The sequence below is a fragment of the Mycolicibacterium gadium genome, from assembly GCF_010728925.1.
In the GTDB taxonomy this organism is placed as follows: Bacteria; Actinomycetota; Actinomycetes; order Mycobacteriales; family Mycobacteriaceae; genus Mycobacterium; species Mycobacterium gadium.
In genome coordinates, this window is sequence record NZ_AP022608.1 from 632,810 (window position 1) to 650,889 (window position 18,080).

Below are 18,080 nucleotides of genomic sequence, written 5' to 3' on the forward strand. Positions count from 1 at the left end.
GGGGTCAGTCCCCGAGAACGGTCTCGAGCAATGCGCCGATGAACTCGGCATCGGCTAGGTCAGCCGTCATCAGTCGTCGGTAGAACACCGCGCCCGAGAGCGCCGCGGAGGCGGCCTCAGCATCGACGCGTGCCGGGAACTGCCCATCGTTCACTCCGGCGGCGATGGCGTCGGTCAGACGATGGCGCCGCTGAGCCGAATAGCGGTGAAAGAACTCGCGAATGGCCGGTTCGTGTTCCGTCGCTTGAATCAGGGCGGGGATACACGCTGCCACCGGTGAATCGCTGAGTGCGCGGGCCAGATGGCTCAGCAGCAACTCGACGCGTTGCCGGGCCGTGCCGGCGACGAGTTCGCGGTCGGGATTCGGTTGCACATTGAGGGTCTCCAGCGCATCGGCTATCAAAGCGGCCTTATCGGGCCAGTGCCGGTACAGCGTGCTGCGTCCGACTCCCGCTCGCGCAGCCACCGACTCCATCCGAAAGCCCGCGTATCCCATCTCCGCGAATTCTTCGAGGGCGGCCCGGCATATCACCCGTCGCGAGTGGCCAACGCGCGGATCGGGCTGCGATCTCTGGGACATATCTGTATCATAAACCGTAGGAGGTGCACAGATGGGCAAGATCAGCGTTCGCTACATCGTCGACGACGTCGATGCTGCGGTGGACTTCTACACATCCGTATTCCAGTTCGAGGTCGCGATGCGGCCGGCGCCTGGGTTTGCGATGCTCACCCGCGGAGAGTTGCGGCTGCTGCTCAACTCGCCCGGGGCCGGCGGCGCCGGCCAGACGCTCGCGGATGGCAGCCGACCAGAACCGGGTGGCTGGAACCGATTTCAGCTTCAGGTCGACGATCTCGACGAGGCGGTTTCGGGTATGCGAAAGGTCGGCGCGGACTTCAGGATCGATGTGATCGACGGCAGGGGCGGACGGCAGGCACTCGTGCCGGACCCGGCGGGCAACCTTGTCGAGGTGTTTCAGCCGTACACGTAATTGTGTTGCAGTTGTGACTGAAGTGAACTCTGAGGCGCATGTTACGGCGCGCCTCCGACAGAGACGCCGCGGCTATCGACAGAATCGCCGCATGAAGATGTCAGCACTGCTATCCCGCAATGCCAGCTCTCGCCCGGGCGTCACCGGCACAGCCCGCGTCGACCGCGACATCGATCGACTGCTCAGACGCATCAACCCCGGGGACATCGTCGTCCTCGACGCCCTCGATCTGGACCGGATCACCGCGGACGCTCTCGTCGAGGCCGGCGTCACCGCTGTCGTCAACGCGTCGCCGTCGATCTCCGGGCGGTATCCCAATCTCGGTCCCGAGGTGCTGGTCGTCAACGGTGTCACCCTGATCGACGACACCGGCGACGAGGTCTTCAAGAAGGTCAAGGACGGCGCGCGGGTGCGCCTGCACGAGGGCGGTGTCTACTCCGGTGACCGTCGCCTGATCCTCGGCGCCGAGCGCTCCGACCACGAAATCCATGAGCTGATGCACGAGGCCAAGAGCGGGCTGGTGGCACACCTGGAGGCCTTCGCGGGCAACACCATCGAGTTCATCCGCAGCGAGAGCCCGCTGCTGATCGACGGCATCGGTATCCCCGACATCGACGTCGACATGAACCGCCGTCACGTCGTCATCGTGGCCGAGGAGCCGAGTTCGGCCGCCGACCTGAAAGCCCTCAAGCCATTCATCAAGGAGTACCAACCGGTGCTGGTGGGTGTCGGCACCGGAGCCGACGTGCTGCGCAAGGCCGGCTACCGTCCGCAGCTCATCGTCGGTGACCCGGACCGGATCAGCGCCGACGCGCTGCGTTGCGGCGCGCAGGTCGTGCTGCCCGCCGACGCCGACGGGCACGCCGCGGGTCTCGAGCGGATCCAGGACCTCGGTGTCGGTGCGATGACGTTCCCGGCCGCCGGATCGGCCGCCGACCTGGCGCTGCTGCTGTGTGATCACCACGGTGCGTCGCTGATCGTGACCGCGGGCCACAGCGCAAGCATCGAGGAATTTTTCGACCGGTCGCGCCAGCAGAGCAACCCGTCGACCTTCCTCACGCGTCTGAAGGTGGGGGAGAAGCTGGTCGACGCCAGGGCCGTCGCCACGCTGTATCGCAGCCGGGTCTCCGGCGGGGCCATCGCGTTGCTCGTCCTTGCCATGCTTGTGGCGGTGATCGTCGCGCTGTGGGTGTCCCGCGCGGACACTGCGCTGGTCGATTGGGTCGTCGACTACTGGAACCGGTTCGCGCTCTGGGTTCAGGGCTGGGTCACTTAGGGGATGAAATGATTTCCCTGCGCTCACACGCGATCTCGCTCGCAGCGGTGTTCCTTGCGTTGGCCATCGGGGTCGCGCTGGGATCCGGCTTGCTCTCCGACACGGTGTTGTCGGGCCTGCGTGCCGACAAGGCCGAGCTCCACGACCAGATCAACACGCTCACCGATGACAAAAACGCCATCAACGAAAAGCTGAGCGCAGCAGGGGAATTCGATTCCCAAATGGCGCCCCGGATCTTGCGCGACTCGCTCAAGGGAAAGTCGGTGGTGATCTTCCGTACGCCGGATGCGGCACAGGACGACGTCGAGGGACTGGCGCGCCTGGTGTCCGAGGCCGGCGGCACCGTCGCCGGGACCGTGGGCCTGACACCCGAGTTCGTCAACGCCAATTCGTCCGAGAAACTGCTGTCGGTGGTCAACTCGCCGATCGTGCCCGCGGGGAAACAGCTGAGCACCACGTCGGTCGATCAGGGCTCCCAGGCCGGTGATCTGCTGGGCATCAGCCTGCTGATCAACAGGGACCCGAAGGTGTCCGTCGTCGACGACATCCAGCGTGACACCGTGCTGGCCACGTTGCGCGACACCGGCTTCATCACCTACGGCACCGAGCGCATCGGCCCGGCCGACACCGCACTGATCGTGACGGGCGGCGCGCTGCCCGAGGACGCCGGGAACCAGGGCTCCACCGTCGCCAGGTTCGCCGCCGGGATGGCTCCGCACGGCTCGGGCACCGTGCTGGCCGGACGCGACGGGTCGGCCTCCGGTACCGCCGCGGTGGCCGTCGCGAGATCGGATGCCTCGCTGGGCACCGCCGTCAGCACCGTCGACGACATCGATTCGGAGTCCGGCCGAATCACCTCCGTGCTGGCCCTCGGCGACCTGATCGCCGGCGGCAAGCCCGGTCAGTACGGCATCGGCCAGGGCGCCGCATCGGTAACCATCCCGCAATAATCCGTGGGCGGCGCGTCAGCGACGGCTTGTCGGCGTCGGTGTTAGGGTTGGGTTCCGTGGGTCGGCAGGCCCCAGCTATTCACAGCGAGCCCCTGCCGCGTTGTCACGGAGGTTGCTCTTGCCAGCACTACGCAAGCACCCGCAGGCCCCCACGAAACACATGTTCGTCACCGGCGGTGTGGTTTCCTCCCTCGGAAAAGGCCTGACCGCATCCAGCCTCGGACAGTTGCTGACGGCGCGCGGCCTGCAGGTGACGATGCAGAAGCTTGACCCGTACCTCAACGTCGACCCCGGAACCATGAACCCCTTCCAGCACGGCGAGGTCTTCGTGACCGAGGACGGCGCCGAGACAGACCTCGACGTCGGCCATTACGAGCGGTTCCTCGATCGCAACCTGTACGGGTCGGCGAATGTCACGACGGGGCAAGTCTATTCATCGGTGATCGCCAAGGAGCGCCGTGGCGAGTACCTCGGTGACACCGTGCAGGTGATTCCCCACATCACCGACGAGATCAAGCGGCGCATCCTGGCGATGGCCGACCCGGATCCCGCCGGGCACCGTCCCGACGTGGTGATCACCGAGATCGGCGGCACCGTCGGCGACATCGAATCGCTGCCGTTTCTGGAGGCCGCCCGCCAGGTACGCCACGAGGTCGGCCGCGAGAACTGCTTCTTTCTGCACTGCTCGCTGGTGCCGTTCATGGCGCCGTCCGGCGAACTGAAGACCAAGCCGACGCAACACTCGGTGGCCGCACTGCGCAGCATCGGCATCAGCCCCGACGCGTTGATTCTGCGGTGCGACCGCGACGTGCCCGAACCGTTGAAGAACAAGATCGCGCTGATGTGCGACGTGGACATCGACGGTGTCATCTCCACGCCGGACGCCCCGTCGATATACGACATTCCCAAGGTGCTGCACCGCGAGGAACTGGACGCCTATGTGGTGCGTCGCCTCAATCTGCCGTTCCGCGACGTCGACTGGACGCAGTGGAACGACTTGCTGCACCGTGTGCACGAGCCGCGTGAGACGGTGCGAATCGCGTTGGTGGGCAAGTACATCGACCTGTCCGATGCCTACCTGTCGGTCGCCGAGGCGTTGCGCGCGGGCGGCTTTGCCCACCACGCCAAGGTGGAGATGCGGTGGGTCGCCTCCGACGACTGTGAAACCGACGGCGGTGCGGCCGCAGCACTCGGAGACGTCCACGGCATCTTGATTCCGGGCGGTTTCGGTATCCGGGGCATCGAGGGCAAGATCGGCGCCATCCGGTACGCGCGCAAACGGGGGTTGCCGGTCTTCGGGTTGTGCCTCGGATTGCAGTGCATCGTCATCGAGGCGGCGCGCTCGGTGGGCATCACCGAGGCCAACTCGGCGGAGTTTGATCCGAAGACCCCCGACCCCGTCATCTCCACGATGGCCGACCAGCGCGACGCCGTCGCCGGCGAGGCCGACCTCGGCGGCACCATGCGCCTCGGTGCGTATCCGGCGGTGCTGGAGCCGAATTCGATTGTGGCGCAGGCCTACGGCGTGCGCGAGGTGTCCGAACGGCATCGGCACCGCTACGAGGTCAACAACTCGTATCGTGACCGGATCGCCGAGAGCGGACTGCGGTTCAGCGGGACGTCGCCGGACGGTCATCTCGTCGAGTTCGTCGAGTACGGTGCCGACGTGCATCCGTTCATCGTCGGCACCCAGGCGCACCCGGAGCTGAAGAGCAGGCCGACGCGGCCGCATCCGCTGTTCGTCGCATTCGTCGGCGCGGCGCTGGACTACAAGGCCGAGGAGCGACTTCCCGGGATGGAGATTCCGGAGCACGCGAACGGATCGGAGCACGCCGACGAGGTCGGACAACAGCTGCGCGATACCGAGTTGCAAAAAACGGAAGCCCGTGGCTGAACACGATTTCGAGACCGTTGACTCCGAAATCCTCTACGTCGGAAGTATTTTCGCACTACGTGCCGATCAAGTGCGCATGCCCGGCGACAACATCGCCAAGCGCGAAGTCGTCGAGCACTACGGGGCGGTCGGCATCGTCGCGCTCGACGACGAGAACAACGTCGCGATGGTCTATCAGTATCGGCACCCGATCGGCCGTCGGCTGTGGGAGCTGCCCGCGGGCCTGTTGGATCTCGGTGGCGAAGCGCCCCACCTGACCGCGGCGCGCGAACTTGCGGAGGAGGCGGGCCTCGCGGCGTCGGATTGGCGGGTTCTTGCCGATCTCGTGTCCACGCCGGGCTTCACCGACGAGAGTGTGCGCGTCTATCTGGCGACCGGGCTGACCAATATCGGACGGCCCGAGGCCCACGACGAGGAAGCCGATCTGCAGCTGAAGTGGTTCCCGCTGGTTGAAGCGGTGCAGATGGTGTTCTCCGGTGAGATCGTCAATTCGCTTGCGGTGGCGGGCATCCTGGCCGCACACGCGATGCCGAACTCGGGCGAGCTGCGGTCCGTCGACGCGCCGTGGATAGACCGGCCGCACAGGCTGGCGGAACGCAAGGCCGCGCAATGACGACCTTTCGCCCTGCCCTCGACGACCAGCTCCAGGGCTACCTCGACCACCTGACCATCGAGCGCGGCGTCGCCGCCAACACCCTGAGCTCCTACCGCCGAGATCTGCGGCGCTACTCCGAACACCTGACCCTGCGCGGCATCGACGACCTGGCGAAGGTGACCGAGTCTGACGTCAGCGACTTCTTGGTCGCGCTGCGCCGTGGCGACCCCGACGCCGGGACTGTCCCGCTGTCCGCGGTTTCGGCCGCCCGAGCGCTGATCGCGGTCCGGGGGCTGCACCGCTTCGCAGAGGCCGAAGGTCTCACCGCGCTAAACGTGGCGTCGGCCGTCAAACCGCCGACGCCCAGCCGACGGCTGCCCAAGAGCCTGTCGATCGACGAGGTGCTCGCCCTGCTGGACGGCGCCGGCGGCGACAGTGAGGCTGACGGGCCGCTCACGCTGCGCAACCGGGCACTGCTGGAACTGCTCTACTCGACCGGGGCGCGCATCTCGGAGGCCGTCGGCCTTGACGTGGACGACATCGACACGCAGGCACGGTCGGTGCTGCTGCGCGGCAAGGGCGGCAAGCAACGTCTGGTGCCCGTCGGCCGGCCCGCGGTCACGGCGTTGGACGCCTACTTCGTGCGCGGACGGCCCGAGCTGGCCCGCCGCGGACGCGGAACCCCGGCGATCTTCCTCAACGCCAGGGGCGGACGGCTCTCACGTCAGAGTGCGTGGCAGGTGCTTCAGGACGCCGCCGAACGGGCGGGCATCACGTCGGCGGTGTCACCGCACGTGCTGCGGCACTCGTTCGCCACGCACCTGCTCGACGGCGGCGCCGACGTCCGCGTCGTCCAGGAGCTGCTCGGCCACGCGTCGGTCACCACGACGCAGATCTACACGATGGTCACGGTGACGGCGCTGCGCGAGGTATGGGCGGGAGCGCACCCGCGAGCGCAGTGAGGTCGGGCTAGGCCAGGTACTCCGACTCGAGCACGAGGTCGGGGGCGAGCGTCTGATACTCGCCGTGCGTCTTGTGCTCGACCGTGGCGAACAGCTTGCCCTGCTGCTCGCGCATGTACTCGCGGTACTTCGGGGAGCCCGGGATCAGCATGTTGTCGGCGACCACGATGGACCCCTTGTGCAGCCAGCCGCGGTCCAGGATGGCCTGCAGGTCAGGCAGGTAGGCGGACTTGTCGTGGTCGACGAACAGCAGATCCAGCGATCCCGTGGTGAAGCCGTGCTCGTTGGCAAGCGCGTCGAGTGTCTTACCACCGTCACCGATCGTGCCGACCACACACGTCATCCGGTCGGCGATTCCGGCGTGCTCCCAGATAAGTTGTGCCACCGCGGCGTTGGCGGCGGAAAGCTCGACGGAGAACACCTTCGCTCCCGGCGCCGCGCGAGCGATCCGCAGCGAGCCGTAGCCGCAGTACGTGCCCAACTCGAGTGCCAACTTGGCGTCGGCGCGACGCACCGCGGCGTCGAGCAGCTCGCCCTTCTCGTCCCCGATGTTGATCAGGAACGACTTCTCGTAGGCGAACTCGTCGATCTTGGCGATCACGTCGTCGATGTCGCCGGGGCGGGCATTGGCCACCACGTAGTCGGCGGCGGCCTGTTCTCGTCCGTCGCCGATCTGACCGGTCCTGGTGATGTTGCGGGACCCGACGGCCAGCCGCAGGAACGACCAACGCAGGAAGGGGATGCGGCGCTTGAGGCTCACGTGGACCAGCCTAGGCGGAATCTCGGGGAGAAAGTCGCCTGCGGGTCTGGCAGACCAGGCAGTCACCTCCCGTTAAACTTGCCCGGATGTCCGCCATGCCTACGTCCTGCCTGACCAGCGACGGTCGGCGTGGCTGACGACGACGAAGTCGCCGGCGTCGGCTTGACCGGCCGTCCACCGCGAGCCATTCCTATGCCCGAGCCGAAGACCTCCCACGGTCCGGCCAAGGTCATCGCGATGTGCAACCAGAAGGGCGGGGTGGGCAAGACCACGTCGACCATCAACCTCGGCGCCAGCCTCGCCGAGTACGGGCGCCGCGTGCTCCTGGTCGACCTGGATCCGCAGGGCGCGCTGTCGGCGGGCCTGGGCGTGCCGCACTACGAACTCGAGCACACCGTCCACAACCTGCTGATCGAACCGCGGGTGTCCATCGACGACGTGCTGATCAACACCCGCGTCAAGAATCTCGACCTCGTGCCGAGCAATATCGACCTATCGGCCGCCGAGATCCAATTGGTCAACGAGGTGGGCCGCGAACAGTCATTGGCCCGCGCGCTCTACCCGGTGCTGGACCGCTACGACTACGTCCTGATCGACTGCCAGCCCTCGCTGGGTCTGCTCACCGTCAACGGGCTGGCGTGCAGTGACGTGGTGATCATCCCGACGGAGTGCGAGTTCTTCTCACTGCGCGGACTGGCGCTGCTGACCGATACCGTCGACAAGGTGCACGACCGGCTGAACCCGAAGCTGTCCATCGGTGGCATCCTGATCACCCGATACGACCCGCGCACCGTGAACTCGCGCGAAGTCATGGCCCGAGTCCTCGAAAGATTCGGCGACCTGGTGTTCGACACCGTCATCACCCGTACGGTGCGCTTCCCCGAAACCAGCGTCGCCGGTGAACCCATCACCTCGTGGGCGCCGAAATCCGTTGGTGCTGAGGCATATCGGGCATTGGCGCGCGAGGTCATCGACCGGTTCGGCGCGTGATCGAAGCGGTGACCGAGGCCGGAACCGACGACACTGCGACACCAGATGCCGACCGGTCGCAGCAGGCGGGCTTTCAGGTTCGGCTGAGCAATTTCGAAGGCCCGTTCGATCTGCTTTTGCAGCTGATCTTCGCGCATCGCCTCGACGTCACCGAGGTGGCGTTGCACCAGGTGACCGATGACTTCATCGCGTATACCAAGGAAATCGGCGTTCAGCTCGAGCTCGAAGAGACGACGACGTTCCTGGTGATCGCGGCCACGTTGCTGGACCTCAAGGCGGCCCGGCTGCTTCCGGCCGGGGAGGTGCACGACGAGGACGATCTGGCGCTGCTCGAGGTTCGTGACCTGCTGTTCGCCCGGCTGCTCCAGTACCGGGCGTTCAAGCACGTCGCGGAGATGTTCGCCGAACTCGAGTCCGCGGCGCTACGCAGCTATCCGCGGGCGGTGGCGCTGGAGGAGGGGTTCCAGGAGCTGTTGCCCGAGGTCATGATCGGCGTCGACGCCGAGACGTTCGCCCAGCTCGCGGCTGCGGCGCTCACCCCGCGTCCGGTGCCGACCGTCGCGCTCGAGCACCTGCACCAGGTGGCGGTGTCGGTGCCCGAGCAGGTTAGTAATCTGATGGCGCTGCTGGAGGGCCGCGGCGTCGGACAGTGGGCGTCGTTCGGCGACCTGGTGGCGGACTGTGCGGCACCGATCGAGATCGTCGGCCGCTTCCTGGCGCTGCTCGAGTTGTACCGGGCCAGGGCAGTAGCATTCGAACAACCAGAACCGCTTGGTGCGCTCCAGATTTCGTGGACCGGCGAACGGCCTACCCATCAACACCTGGCGGTGGAAGAAGACCAATATGACGGATAACACTCCGACCGACGTCGCGACCGACACCCCCGTCGAGACGGACCTCGATGAGGGGCTGGATCTCGGCATCGAGGTGGCCAACGCGCCGGAGTTGGAGGATTCGGAGCTCGGGTCGGTGTTGGAGGCGTTGCTGCTGGTGGTGGACACGCCGGTGACGATCGAGCAGCTCGCCGCCGCGACCGAGCAGCCCGCCTACCGGGTCGGGGCCAAGCTGCAGTCGATGGCCGGGGAACTGCGCGACCGCGAAAGCGGGATCGATCTGCGCGAGGCAGGCGGTGGCTGGCGGATGTACACCCGCGCGCGGTTCGCGCCGTACGTGGAGCGGCTGCTGCTCGATGGTGCGCGATCCAAGTTGACGCGTGCCGCGCTCGAGACGCTCGCCGTGGTGGCCTACCGCCAGCCGGTGACGCGCGCGCGGGTCAGCGCGGTGCGCGGGGTCAACGTCGACGCGGTCATCCGGACGCTGCTCGCGCGTGGACTGGTCACCGAGGCGGGCGTCGACCCCGACTCCGGTGCGGTGACGTTCGCGACCACCGAACTGTTCCTGGAGCGGCTCGGCTTGACGTCGTTGGCCGACCTTCCGGACATCGCGCCGCTGCTGCCCGACGTCGACGTGATCGACGACCTGAGCGAAACACTCGACGAGGAGCCGCGTTTCATGAAGCTCAGCGGTGCGCCTGCGGCCCAGGCGCCGGCGAACTTCGATTTGGACAAAGACGCGGATGGCTGAAACCGAGGGCGTGCGCTTACAGAAAGTGTTGTCGCAGGCCGGAATTGCATCGCGCCGGGTCGCCGAGAAAATGATCCTCGACGGGCGCGTCGAGGTCGACGATCGGATCGTGACCGAACTGGGCACCCGCGTGGACCCCGACGTCTCGGTGATCCGGGTCGACGGTGCCCGGATCACCGTCGACGACACCTTGGTGCACCTGGCGATCAACAAGCCCAAGGGCATGCACTCGACGATGTCCGACGACCGGGGGCGCCCGTGCGTGGGCGATCTGGTCGAGCACCGGGTTCGCGGTAACAAGAAGCTGTTTCATGTCGGCCGGCTGGACGCCGACACCGAGGGCCTGCTGCTGCTGACCAACGACGGCGAGCTCGCGCACCGCCTGATGCATCCATCGTACGAAGTGCCCAAGACGTACCTGGCGACCGTGATGGGCACGGTGCCGCGCGGCCTGGGGCGCAAGCTTCGTGACGGGATCGAACTGGACGACGGTCCCGCGCGCGTCGACGACTTCGCCGTCGTGGACACCGTGCCGGGCAAGACGTTGGTGCGGGTCACGTTGCACGAAGGCCGTAAGCGGATCGTGCGTCGGCTGCTCGCGGCCGTCGGTTTCCCGGTGAAAGAGTTGGTGCGCACCGAAATCGGGGCGGTGTCCTTGGGGGACCAGCGGCCGGGCACCATCCGCGTGCTGACCCAGAAGGAGCTCGGCACGTTGTACAAGGCGGTGGGGATGTGAGCGGATTGATCATCGCGGTCGACGGTCCCGCTGGAACCGGAAAATCCTCGGTGTCAAGGGGTTTGGCGCGTTCCCTACATGCGCGCTACCTGGACACCGGAGCGATGTACCGCATCGTCACCCTGGCCGTCGTGCGAGCCGGTGTCGACCTGACCGATACGCCGGCGATCGAGGTGGTCGCCGCCGATGTCCCGCTGTCGGTGGGCTACGACCCTGACGAGGACAAGGCTTACCTTGACGCAGAGGATGTTTCGCGGGAGATCCGTGGTGATCAGGTGACCAAGGCGGTGTCCGCGGTATCGGCGGTGCCCGCGGTGCGCGCGCGGCTCGTCGGGCTTCAGCGCGAGCTCGCGGACGGGCCGGGCAGCGTTGTTGTCGAGGGCCGCGACATCGGGACGGTGGTGCTACCCGATGCCGATCTCAAGATCTTCCTCACCGCGTCGGCCGAGAAGCGGGCGCAGCGTCGCTACGACCAGAACGTCGCCGCCGGACGTGAGGATGACTACGAAAGCGTGCTCGCTGACGTGAAGCGCCGGGACCATCTGGACTCGACCCGCCCGGTGTCCCCGCTGCGGGCCGCCGAGGACGCGGTGGTGGTCGACACCAGTGACATGACCGAGTCCCAGGTCGTCGCGCATCTGACCGAGTTGGCCGAGCAGCGCGCCGGTGCGTCGAAATGAGCGACGGCACGTGGTCTGACGAGAGTGATTGGGAGCTCGGCGCCGAGGATGTCGCCGAGGCGATCGAGGAGGCCGCGGCGCCGCCACCGGTGGTGGCCGTGGTCGGGCGGCCCAACGTCGGCAAGTCGACACTGGTCAACCGGATTCTGGGCCGTCGCGAGGCGGTGGTGCAGGACGTTCCCGGTGTCACTCGGGACCGGGTCTCCTACGACGCGAACTGGTTGGGACGCCGCTTCGTCGTCCAGGACACCGGAGGATGGGAACCTGACGCCAAGGGACTGCAACAGCTGGTAGCCGAGCAGGCGTCGGTGGCGATGCGCACCGCCGACGCGATCATCCTCGTGGTCGATGCCGTGGTCGGCGCGACAGCGGCCGACGAGGCCGCGGCGAAACTGCTGCAGCGATCCGGCAAACCAGTCTTCTTGGCGGCCAACAAGGTTGACAGTGAACGCGGCGAGGCCGACGCCGCCGCGCTGTGGTCGCTGGGGCTGGGTGAGCCGCATCCGATCAGCGCGATGCACGGCCGCGGAGTGGCCGACCTGCTCGACAAACTGATCGAAGAGCTGCCGACGGTGTCCGAGATCGCGTCGGGCGGGGGAGGGCCGCGCCGGGTCGCGCTGGTGGGCAAGCCGAATGTCGGCAAGAGCTCGCTGCTGAATCGTCTTGCCGCAGAAGAGCGCTCGGTGGTACATGACGTCGCGGGCACGACCGTCGACCCCGTCGACTCGCTGATCGAGATGGACGGCAAGCTCTGGCGATTCGTCGACACCGCGGGATTGCGTCGCAAGGTGGGGCAGGCCAGCGGGCATGAGTTCTACGCGTCGGTGCGTACGCACGGTGCCATCGACGCCGCCGAGGTCGCGATCGTGTTGATCGACGCGTCGGTGCCGCTTACCGAGCAGGACCAGCGCGTGCTGTCGATGGTGATCGAGGCCGGCCGGGCTTTGGTACTGGCGTTCAACAAATGGGATTTGGTCGACGAGGACCGCCGCTATCTCTTGGAAAAGGAGATCGACCGCGAACTGTCGCAGCTGCAGTGGGCGCCGCGGGTCAACATATCGGCGATGACCGGCCGCGCGGTGCAGAAGCTGGTGCCCGCACTGGAGACGGCACTGGAATCGTGGGACGCCCGCGTGCCCACCGGCCGCTTGAACACGTTCTTCAAGGAGATCGTCGCCGCGACCCCGCCACCGGTGCGCGGCGGTAAGCAGCCGCGGATCCTGTTCGCCACCCAGGCGACGGCCCGGCCGCCGACATTTGTGCTTTTCACCACCGGATTCCTGGAGGCCGGATACCGCCGGTTCCTGGAGCGGCGGTTGCGCGAGACGTTCGGATTCGAGGGCAGCCCGATCCGGATCAACGTGCGGGTGCGCGAAAAGCGTGGCGCGCGCTCTCGATAGTTCGCGATTTCGGTGCGCCCACGGTCGCTGAGCGGTCGTATGCGCACCCAAATCCCTCAAAATCACGCTGATTTCAACCCTGCCCGGCGCCGCTGTCGCTGGCTAGCCTCGGTTACGTGCTTGACCGTTGGTGTTGTCCGCGTCCCTGACTACGCGTCCGATGACCCTGGTCGCCCTAGGCGACTGACTCGAAAGCAGCCCAATTCATGCGTTCTCTTCTGATCTTCACCCTGGTCGGCGTCGGCGCACAGTTGGTCGATGGCGCACTCGGCATGGCCTTCGGCGTCACGGCCTCGACGCTGCTGGTGCTCAGCGGTGTCGCGTCGGCCCAAGCCAGTGCGGCGGTCCATCTCGCCGAGGTGGGCACCACCTTCGCGTCGGGCCTGTCGCACTGGAAATTCAAGAACATCGACTGGCCGATCGTGGCGAAGCTGGGCGTGCCCGGAGCGGTCGGCGCGTTCCTCGGTGCGACATTGCTGTCGTCGCTGTCGACGGAGGACGCGGCGCCGTTGATGGCGGCGATCCTGTTGACCATCGGTGTCTATGTGCTGGTTCGCTTTTCGCTGCGCACCCCGCCGGCGGTGACCGGAGGAGGGAGCAAGCTGAGCGCGAAGTTCCTCACACCACTGGGGATCTTCGGCGGCTTCATCGACGCGTCCGGCGGTGGTGGTTGGGGCCCGGTGACCACCAGCACGTTGCTCTCCAACGGTAAGACCGCGCCGCGGACCGTGATCGGCTCGGTGAGCGCATCGGAGTTCCTCGTCGCGGTGTCGGCGTCGCTGGGATTCGTCATCGGACTGCGGGAGGAGTTCCTGCACAACCTGCCGATCGTGCTCGGGCTCGCGCTGGGCGGCGTGATCGCCGCACCGTTCGCGGCATGGTTGGTCAGCCGGATCAGCCCGGCGCTGCTGGGCACCGCGGTCGGCGGCGTGATCGTGCTGACCAACTCGCAGAAGCTGGTGAAGTACTTCGGCATCACGTCGCCGTGGTCGACGCTGATCTACGCCGGCATCGTGGTGGCCTGGGCGGCGTTCGTCTACCTGGCGTGGAGGCTGTCGAAGGCGCCTGCCTTCGTCCCAGCGGAACTCGAGGCCGAGGTCGCCGACGCCGAGCGAGTGGATCCGATCGACGAGGCGCGCTGATCAGGCGTTGATTCGCGGGCACTAGGCTCGCTCCGGTGCCCGTTCTCGACATGATCCTGATCGCCCTCGCCGGCGTCGGGGCGGGGGCGATCAACGCGGTCGTGGGGTCGGGCACCCTGATCACGTTCCCCACGCTGGTCGCGCTGGGTTATCCGCCGGTCACGTCGACGATGTCGAACGCCGTCGGCCTGGTGGCCGGTAGCGCGTCGGGAACGTGGGGCTACCGACGCGAACTGCGCGGACAGTGGCATCGGCTGCGGTGGCAGCTGCCGGCGTCGTTCTTCGGTGCGGGGCTGGGTGCGTGGCTGCTGCTGCATCTGCCCGAGAAGGTGTTCCAGCAGATCGTGCCGGTGCTGCTGATCCTCGCGCTGGTGCTGGTCGTGATCGGGCCGCGCATCCAGGACTGGGCGCGGCGGCGGTCGGAGGCGGCCGGCGAGTCGGCGGAGCACGTGTCGCCGCGGAAGATGGTGATGCTCGTCATCGCGACATTCGCGGTGGGCATCTACGGCGGGTACTTCACCGCCGCACAGGGAATCCTGCTGATCGCCGCGATGGGTGCGTTGCTTCCCGAGGACATGCAGCGGATGAACGCGGCCAAGAATCTGCTCTCGCTGGTCGTGAACATCGTTGCGGCAGTGGCCTACACGGTCGTCGCATTCGACCGGATCAGCTGGCTGGCCGCCGGGCTGATCGCACTCGGGTCGACGATCGGCGGGTTCCTCGGCGCGCACTATGGACGACGGCTGTCGCCCACTGCGCTGCGCGCGTTCATCGTCGTTGTGGGCCTGATCGGGCTGTGGCGGCTGCTGACGATCTAGAAGTGCGTCCGCGCCTTCTCCTGTTCGAGTACCGCGTCGAGATCTTTGAGTCGCTCCATCGATGACACCGCCCGCTGCGTGCGGTTGTTTTTCGCGAGCAGGTCTCGATGGCGGTGCACGAATGCCCAGTAGCCCGCGGTGAACGGGCAGGCGTCGTCGCCGAGCCGTTTCTTCGGGTCGTAGGCGCAGTCTGCGCAGTGGTCGCTCATCTTGTTGATGTAGGCGCCGCCGGACGCGTAGGGCTTGGTGGCGAGCTTGCCGCCGTCGGCGTGCTGGCTCATGCCGATGACGTTGGTCGGCATGACCCACCGGAAGCCGTCGACGTAGGTGGTGGCGAACCACTCGGTGAGCTCGCGCGGGTGGTAGCCGCGCTGCAGTGCGTGGTTGCCCAGGACCATGAGCCGTTGAATGTGGTGCGTCCAGCCGCGGTCGCGGACACCCATCAGGGCGTGGCGCAGACATTCGGCGGTCACGGCGTCGGCCTCGAGGTCGGTCCACCAGTCCGGCAGCTTGGCCCGCGCGTCGAGTTTGTTGTTGCGAAGGTAGGCCGGGCCGAAGTGCCAATAGAGGTGCCACATGTATTCGCGCCAGCCGAGGATCTGGCGGATGAAGCCTTCGACGGCGGCGAGCGGCGCCTGCTGTTGGCGGTAAGCCTGTTCAGCGGCGTGGACGGCGTCGAGGGGATGTAGTACGCCGAGATTCAAGGGGACGGACAGCAGTGAGTGCGACATGGCCCAGTCCTGGCCCATCATGGCGTCCTCGTAGCGGCCGAAAAGTTCGAGGCGATGGTCGATGAAACGGGTCAGCGCCCGCTTGGCTTCCGATGGCGTCACGGCGAAGAGTCGCGGGCCGTCGACGCCGACGGTGTCGATGTCCATGCGGTCGAGGTCGCGGCGCACCTGGTCGTCGATGTCGTCCTCGCGAGGACGGTATGGCTTCGGGGTGCCAAGTGTCGCTTGCTTTTTGGGTGGAGATTCGCGATTGTCCTCGTCGTAGTTCCAGCGCCGGCCGACGGGATCAGCGCCATCCATCAGCACGTCGAAGCGGCGGCGCTGGTCGCGGTAGAAGTCCTCCATGCGGAAGCGGGTGCGGTTTCCCGCCCATTCGGCGAACTCGGCGCGGGGAAGCGCGAAGGTCGGCGTGGGCAGGCCATCGGCGACGAGACCGTGCTTCTTGAGGCGGTGGACGAACCGCTCGGCGGCGTGGGAGGTCGGCTCGTGGACGAGGACCGGGCGGCCGAAGCGCTCGAGCGCGTCGGTGTAATCGTCGGCCTTGAGCAAAGTGGCGCGGTCGCCGAGGTCGCGCTCGGCGTGGCGGAGCGCGGACAGGACGAGGTGCAGCTTTTGCCGGTGGTAGCGGCGACGGCGCAGCGCAGAGGTGGCCTCGACGAGCAGGATCTCGCGGTGGGCGTGTTCTCCGCCGTAGACCGCGGGCCCCAACTGGTCGGCGAAGAGCCACAGCGGCGTGTCATCGTGCGCGGTCACGGGTGGCGAGTACCCGGCCCGAGCGATTGCAATTGTGACGGCGCGCTGCGGTAGGCTTTCGATCTGCTGCCGGCGATCCCGGCAGCACCACGGGCTGTGGCGCAGCTTGGTAGCGCACTTGACTGGGGGTCAAGTGGTCGCAGGTTCAAATCCTGTCAGCCCGACAAAAGCGAAAGACCCGCCGGCGCAGCCGAGCGGGTTTTCTTTTGGTCGGGGCCGGTCCTGCACGCCGGAGGCCAGTTAACGGCGGCACCGTCAATTAATTGTTTGATGAGGGTTTGTGCTGCACACATTACGGATACCTAACGGTCATGAACGGCGTCGGGCTACTTGGCGGGCGCTACGAACTTCGCGACGTGCTGGGTTACGGCGCTACTGCCGAAGTGTGTGACGGTTGGGACACTCGCTTGAGCCGCCCCGTGGCTATCAAGCTCCTTCGCCGAGGTCTGAGCTCGCAAGCCGACATCCGGCAACGGTTCGAAATCGAGGCGCGCGCTGCGGCCGCTCTCAACCACTCAAACATCGTCCGGGTGTATGACATCGGCAACGACAACGAGACTCCGTTTATCGTGATGGAGCGTCTGCCGGGCGACACCCTCGGCGACCAGATTGCGCTCGGACCGCTCCCTCCGGCGCAGGTTTGTGCGGCGCTGCGCGGCGTGCTCGCGGCTCTTGCCGTCGCGCACGATGCGGGAATGCTGCATCGTGACATCAAGCCCGGTAATTTGCTGATCGCGCCATCGGGCACCGTCAAAGTTGCCGATTTCGGAATCGTGAAGACCGCCGCATCTGTCCATACGACGACTGGTCATGTCGTCGGCACGCTGGCTTACATGAGCCCCGACAGGGTCAGCGGCAAGCCTGCATCCGTTGATGACGATCTCTATGCCGTCGGTGTCGTCGGGTATGAGGCGCTGACGGGTCAAAAGCCGTTTCCGCAAGAGGACATAATGCCGCTGGCCCATGCGATCGTCGAGGGCCGTCCACCGCCATTGAAGGATTTACGTCCAGACATCGATCCATTACTTGCCGACGTGATCGAGCGTGCGATGTCACCAGATCCGCTCCGGCGCTTCGGTAGCGCCGATGCGATGCGGAGGGCGTTGGACGGAGAAGCGATTGCGCTCGTCGGCCCCGTCCCGGCAATTGCTCATGGGCGATCGCCGAGGATATTAGGAATTCGACGGAAGAGCTCACCACCGGTGAAGGCGGTGTCGGCTACCTCGGTCAAACGCTCACCGGAGCGGGTGCTCAAAGTTGCCGGGTCCGGAGTTCTATTAGGGGCGATGGCACTGGCAGTGCTTGCCTTTACGTCGAATCCGTCGTCGACGACACCCACGACCGCACCCGGAACCTTCAGCGTCAGCACCCCTGTGCCTTCCCCGATTGGGGTGACCGAAGTCCCGCAGCCGACAACGCTGACCGTTACTCCCTCTCCTGTGCCCGTGGTGGTGTTGGTGGAGGCGGAACAGCCCTCGCCAACACGCGTGGTGGAGCAAACGAGGCCACCCCAACCACGCCGCACGGGCAGCTTCAGCGGTGGCGGCTCAGGCAACAGCGGCAGCGGGAATGGTTACGGCAGTGTCAGCCGCGGCGACATAAAAGGCAACATCAACGGCACCAGGGGTGCTGGCGATCGAAGGACCGGTAACGGAAACAACGGGAGCGCGAACGGAAACAACGGGAGCGCGAACGGAAACAACGGGAGCGCGAACGGAAATAGTGGGAAACGGTAAGCCGCGGTAACCGTCCGCGGCCCGGTCGGCGCGGCCGATGCGGCCGTGGCGCCCCACCGAGGCCGTCGCAAGCGAACACCGTGC

18 protein-coding genes and 1 tRNA gene are annotated in these 18,080 nt (G+C 66.6%); 16 read left to right on the forward strand and 3 right to left on the reverse strand.

The features are described from left to right. Positions 1 to 4: 4 nt before the first annotated feature. Entirely contained in the window at positions 5 to 580 is a 576-nt protein-coding gene (locus G6N36_RS03005) for a TetR/AcrR family transcriptional regulator (RefSeq protein ID WP_163684834.1), read from the reverse strand. Between the two features lie 31 nt (positions 581 to 611). On the opposite strand from G6N36_RS03005, the gene G6N36_RS03010 reads away from it, so the two are divergent. From G6N36_RS03010 to xerD, 6 genes are all read left to right on the forward strand, one after another. After that, the gene (locus G6N36_RS03010) at positions 612 to 989 is read left to right on the forward strand and encodes a VOC family protein (protein ID WP_163684836.1); all 378 of its coding nucleotides are present in this window, start codon (positions 612 to 614) and stop codon (positions 987 to 989) included. Between the two features lie 91 nt (positions 990 to 1,080). Next, positions 1,081 to 2,265: a putative cytokinetic ring protein SteA gene (steA, locus tag G6N36_RS03015; RefSeq protein ID WP_163684837.1), complete on the forward strand. Its 1,185-nt coding sequence runs from the start codon at positions 1,081 to 1,083 to the stop codon at positions 2,263 to 2,265. Positions 2,266 to 2,273: 8 nt separating this feature from the next. Next, positions 2,274 to 3,215, forward strand: a complete 942-nt coding sequence (locus G6N36_RS03020) for a copper transporter (protein WP_163684838.1) — start codon at positions 2,274 to 2,276, stop codon at positions 3,213 to 3,215. 118 nt (positions 3,216 to 3,333) lie between these two features. Further along, positions 3,334 to 5,109 carry a CTP synthase gene (locus G6N36_RS03025; RefSeq protein ID WP_163684839.1) on the forward strand — a complete coding sequence of 592 codons (1,776 nt, stop codon included), beginning with the start codon at positions 3,334 to 3,336 and terminating at the stop codon, positions 5,107 to 5,109. Beyond that, positions 5,102 to 5,722 carry an NUDIX domain-containing protein gene (locus tag G6N36_RS03030; RefSeq protein ID WP_163684840.1) on the forward strand — a complete coding sequence of 207 codons (621 nt, stop codon included), beginning with the start codon at positions 5,102 to 5,104 and terminating at the stop codon, positions 5,720 to 5,722. The genes G6N36_RS03025 and G6N36_RS03030 overlap by 8 nt, the downstream gene beginning before the upstream one ends. After that, positions 5,719 to 6,666: a site-specific tyrosine recombinase XerD gene (gene xerD / locus G6N36_RS03035; protein ID WP_163684841.1), complete on the forward strand. Its 948-nt coding sequence runs from the start codon at positions 5,719 to 5,721 to the stop codon at positions 6,664 to 6,666. The genes G6N36_RS03030 and xerD overlap by 4 nt, the downstream gene beginning before the upstream one ends. Positions 6,667 to 6,673: 7 nt before the next feature. Here xerD and G6N36_RS03040 read toward each other — a convergent pair whose 3' ends face one another. Then, positions 6,674 to 7,426 (reverse strand): O-methyltransferase, encoded by a 753-nt coding sequence (locus G6N36_RS03040; protein WP_163684842.1) that lies wholly within the window; start codon positions 7,424 to 7,426, stop codon positions 6,674 to 6,676. Positions 7,427 to 7,618: 192 nt separating this feature from the next. Between G6N36_RS03040 and G6N36_RS03045 the strand changes: the two genes are divergently transcribed. The 8 genes from G6N36_RS03045 (at position 7,619) to G6N36_RS03080 (ending at position 14,776) form a co-directional block, all read left to right on the forward strand. Then, a complete protein-coding gene (locus G6N36_RS03045; RefSeq protein ID WP_235690221.1) occupies positions 7,619 to 8,416 on the forward strand; it encodes a ParA family protein in 798 nt (265 codons plus the stop codon). Continuing rightward, positions 8,416 to 9,270 carry a segregation/condensation protein A gene (locus G6N36_RS03050; RefSeq protein WP_372512256.1) on the forward strand — a complete coding sequence of 285 codons (855 nt, stop codon included), beginning with the start codon at positions 8,416 to 8,418 and terminating at the stop codon, positions 9,268 to 9,270. Before G6N36_RS03045 ends, G6N36_RS03050 begins: the two co-directional genes overlap by 1 nt. After that, positions 9,260 to 10,000, forward strand: coding sequence for an SMC-Scp complex subunit ScpB (gene scpB / locus G6N36_RS03055; protein ID WP_163684844.1), 741 nt, complete (start codon positions 9,260 to 9,262; stop codon positions 9,998 to 10,000). The genes G6N36_RS03050 and scpB overlap by 11 nt, the downstream gene beginning before the upstream one ends. After that, complete coding sequence (locus G6N36_RS03060; RefSeq protein ID WP_163684846.1) at positions 9,993 to 10,736, forward strand: pseudouridine synthase; 744 nt, start codon at positions 9,993 to 9,995, stop codon at positions 10,734 to 10,736. The genes scpB and G6N36_RS03060 overlap by 8 nt, the downstream gene beginning before the upstream one ends. Then, entirely contained in the window at positions 10,733 to 11,416 is a 684-nt protein-coding gene (gene cmk / locus G6N36_RS03065; protein WP_163684848.1) for a (d)CMP kinase, read from the forward strand. Before G6N36_RS03060 ends, cmk begins: the two co-directional genes overlap by 4 nt. Beyond that, the gene (der, locus tag G6N36_RS03070) at positions 11,413 to 12,816 is read left to right on the forward strand and encodes a ribosome biogenesis GTPase Der (RefSeq protein WP_163684850.1); all 1,404 of its coding nucleotides are present in this window, start codon (positions 11,413 to 11,415) and stop codon (positions 12,814 to 12,816) included. The genes cmk and der overlap by 4 nt, the downstream gene beginning before the upstream one ends. 206 nt (positions 12,817 to 13,022) lie before the next feature. Beyond that, entirely contained in the window at positions 13,023 to 13,958 is a 936-nt protein-coding gene (locus tag G6N36_RS03075) for a sulfite exporter TauE/SafE family protein (RefSeq protein ID WP_163684852.1), read from the forward strand. A gap of 50 nt (positions 13,959 to 14,008) precedes the next feature. Then, positions 14,009 to 14,776: a sulfite exporter TauE/SafE family protein gene (locus tag G6N36_RS03080; protein ID WP_083127275.1), complete on the forward strand. Its 768-nt coding sequence runs from the start codon at positions 14,009 to 14,011 to the stop codon at positions 14,774 to 14,776. Here the strand turns inward: G6N36_RS03080 and G6N36_RS03085 are convergent. Then, complete coding sequence (locus tag G6N36_RS03085) at positions 14,773 to 16,260, reverse strand: cryptochrome/photolyase family protein (RefSeq protein WP_179964703.1); 1,488 nt, start codon at positions 16,258 to 16,260, stop codon at positions 14,773 to 14,775. The genes G6N36_RS03080 and G6N36_RS03085 overlap by 4 nt on opposite strands. 90 nt (positions 16,261 to 16,350) lie before the next feature. Between G6N36_RS03085 and G6N36_RS03090 the strand changes: the two genes are divergently transcribed. Both G6N36_RS03090 and G6N36_RS03095 read left to right on the forward strand, forming a co-directional pair. Continuing rightward, positions 16,351 to 16,424: transfer RNA gene (locus G6N36_RS03090), tRNA-Pro, on the forward strand. 147 nt (positions 16,425 to 16,571) lie between these two features. Continuing rightward, positions 16,572 to 17,996 carry a serine/threonine-protein kinase gene (locus tag G6N36_RS03095; protein WP_163684854.1) on the forward strand — a complete coding sequence of 475 codons (1,425 nt, stop codon included), beginning with the start codon at positions 16,572 to 16,574 and terminating at the stop codon, positions 17,994 to 17,996. Positions 17,997 to 18,080 lie beyond the last annotated feature (84 nt).

What these genes read in the sequence shown, in the direction of transcription:
- der (WP_163684850.1), top strand. Translation starts at nt 11,413, where the DNA reads ATGAGCGACGGCACGTGGTCTGACGAGAGTGATTGGGAGCTCGGCGCC.
- G6N36_RS03045 (WP_235690221.1), top strand. Translation starts at nt 7,619, where the DNA reads ATGCCCGAGCCGAAGACCTCCCACGGTCCGGCCAAGGTCATCGCGATG.
- G6N36_RS03010 (WP_163684836.1), top strand. Translation starts at nt 612, where the DNA reads ATGGGCAAGATCAGCGTTCGCTACATCGTCGACGACGTCGATGCTGCG.
- G6N36_RS03080 (WP_083127275.1), top strand. Translation starts at nt 14,009, where the DNA reads ATGATCCTGATCGCCCTCGCCGGCGTCGGGGCGGGGGCGATCAACGCG.
- G6N36_RS03095 (WP_163684854.1), top strand. Translation starts at nt 16,572, where the DNA reads ATGAACGGCGTCGGGCTACTTGGCGGGCGCTACGAACTTCGCGACGTG.
- G6N36_RS03020 (WP_163684838.1), top strand. Translation starts at nt 2,274, where the DNA reads ATGATTTCCCTGCGCTCACACGCGATCTCGCTCGCAGCGGTGTTCCTT.
- scpB (WP_163684844.1), top strand. Translation starts at nt 9,260, where the DNA reads ATGACGGATAACACTCCGACCGACGTCGCGACCGACACCCCCGTCGAG.
- G6N36_RS03005 (WP_163684834.1), bottom strand. Translation starts at nt 580, where the DNA reads ATGTCCCAGAGATCGCAGCCCGATCCGCGCGTTGGCCACTCGCGACGG.
- xerD (WP_163684841.1), top strand. Translation starts at nt 5,719, where the DNA reads ATGACGACCTTTCGCCCTGCCCTCGACGACCAGCTCCAGGGCTACCTC.
- G6N36_RS03075 (WP_163684852.1), top strand. Translation starts at nt 13,023, where the DNA reads ATGCGTTCTCTTCTGATCTTCACCCTGGTCGGCGTCGGCGCACAGTTG.
- G6N36_RS03060 (WP_163684846.1), top strand. Translation starts at nt 9,993, where the DNA reads ATGGCTGAAACCGAGGGCGTGCGCTTACAGAAAGTGTTGTCGCAGGCC.
- steA (WP_163684837.1), top strand. Translation starts at nt 1,081, where the DNA reads ATGAAGATGTCAGCACTGCTATCCCGCAATGCCAGCTCTCGCCCGGGC.